Here is a 1,931-nt window from a genome sequence, read left to right on the forward strand (position 1 = left end):
TTTTCAAAGATGTAAAGTTTGGTATTATAGAGATGAAAAAAATTTCCTTCGGAGGTGATGACAGTGAAAAAAATTTTCTTTGTGGTATTCCTCGTATTGATGCTTTCAGTGACAATGACTGCAAAACTTGTCTACTGGCATACTCAAGAGGAGGAATCAAGACAGCAGGTAATTGCACAGATAGTCGAGTCGTTCACGATTGAAACGGGAATCGAAGTCGACGTAGTCGCGATCGAAGAGAATGAGATGTTTTCACGGCTGGCGGCCGCTTCCGCTGCCGAAACGCTTCCGGATCTGATTGAAGCTGGCGCGGAAACCATTCTGGGTCTTGGCGCGGATGGTTTGCTTGACACTGCAATTCCAACGAGATTCATTAAGAATGGAGGGGATTTCTACAACGGCGCCACGAGATTCGTTATTACGCCAGCCGGGGACGAGTACTTTGCGGTCCCTTACCATGGATGGGTTCAGGGTATCTGGTACAGAAAGGATTGGTTTGAAAAAGCCGGATTGGCCGAGCCGACCACATGGGAAGCGATCATGGAAGCTGCGAAATATTTCCATGATCCTCAGAACGGAATGTACGGGATCGTTCTGGGAAAGGCAAACGATGCTTATGCAGAACAGGTGTTCACGATTTTCGCTTTGTCAAATGGAGCCAGGATATTTGATAAGGAAGGAAACGTAATAGTCAATTCTCCGGAGATGAAGGAAGTACTCCAGTTTTACAAGGACCTTGGAGAGTACTCGGCTCCCGGGCACACCTACTGGCAGCAAGCAAGAGAGCTTTTCCTCGCAGGTAAAACACCGATGATGTTCTACTCTACTTACATTATGGATGACCTTGCCCTTGCGGAGATTCAGACTCAATACATCAGCAATTTTGATCCTGAACTGGTTGAGAACACGGAGTTTGCTCCAATGATGACTCATAGCAGATCTTCATCCTTTGGACAGGTTTTGTCGCTTGCAGTAATAAAGTCTTCCGAGAATAAACTTGACGTTCTCAAGTTTCTGGATTTTGTTTTCGAACCGGACAACTACATCAAGTACATCCATATGGCTCCTGGTGGTATGCTTCCAACGCGCTCCTCTATCGCCGAAAGTGAAGAATTCCTGAATGATCCAAAAGGGATTTACAGGAGGTACGGTGCTGAAAAGATCAAGTCAATCATCTATGGAATGGAGAACATCGAGAAGTTCGGTTACGTTGAAGGGAGGGTCTTCCCTGAAATGGGCAAGATATCCGGGGCCTTCACAATAGGAAATGGAATTGTCATGATGTTTGATAACGACGCAACTCCAGATCAAGTTCTCACTTTCTGGAGAGAGGATATTAGGAAGCTTATAGGAAGATAATCATCTAGCATTGGAGGCCCCGGAGCCGGGGCCTTCATTTTTTGGAGGGAGATCTCATGCAGAGAGCAGCCTCTTCCATGTTGAAGAAAGAAAACAGTCTGGGTTGGAAACTGGTTTCACCAACTGTAATACTGTTAATGATACTTATACTCTATCCAGTCGGTTACAATATTTATATCTCGTTCTTCGATTATGGAATAACCAGCTCCACATTTGTAGGACTGGAAAATTATGTTCGCGTCTTCAAAGACAGCGCCTTCTGGAAGTCATTCTTCATTACTGTAGGTTTCACGCTTATGACTGTGATTGGAAGCATTCTCCTGGGACTCGTTGTAGCATTAATGCTCAACAAGGAGTTCAAGGGGAGAGCTATTGTTAGGACGATTGTGCTGCTTCCATACATAACACCGCTCATTTCAATTGTCTTCTCCTGGAAGTATATCTTCGATCCTAGCTATGGGCCATTTATGCAGCTGTTCAGTCAAACTCTTGGGTGGGTTTCCCCTCAACTCGATCTTCTGAACAATTCGAACAACGCGTTCTTGGTGGCCTCTGTCTTCAATATTTGGCGA

At 45.1% G+C, this 1,931-nt stretch carries 2 protein-coding genes; both read left to right on the plus strand.

The window, feature by feature from the left end; genetic code table 11:
• The first annotated feature begins 57 nt into the window (after positions 1-57).
• Positions 58-1,359: an ABC transporter substrate-binding protein gene (locus BG32_RS07390; protein WP_259459592.1), complete on the plus strand. Its 1,302-nt coding sequence runs from the start codon at positions 58-60 to the stop codon at positions 1,357-1,359.
• 56 nt (positions 1,360-1,415) lie between these two features.
• Positions 1,416-1,931: carbohydrate ABC transporter permease (locus BG32_RS07395; protein ID WP_147434873.1), on the plus strand; the 516-nt coding region annotated here is incomplete at its 3' end.

This window comes from Mesotoga sp. HF07.pep.5.2.highcov, assembly GCF_003666285.1.
In the GTDB taxonomy this organism is placed as follows: Bacteria; Thermotogota; Thermotogae; order Petrotogales; family Kosmotogaceae; genus Mesotoga; species Mesotoga prima.

Bases quoted from the DNA above. Each gene is read 5' to 3' on its own strand.
- BG32_RS07390 (WP_259459592.1), top strand. From the start codon at position 58: ATGACAGTGAAAAAAATTTTCTTTGTGGTATTCCTCGTATTGATGCTT.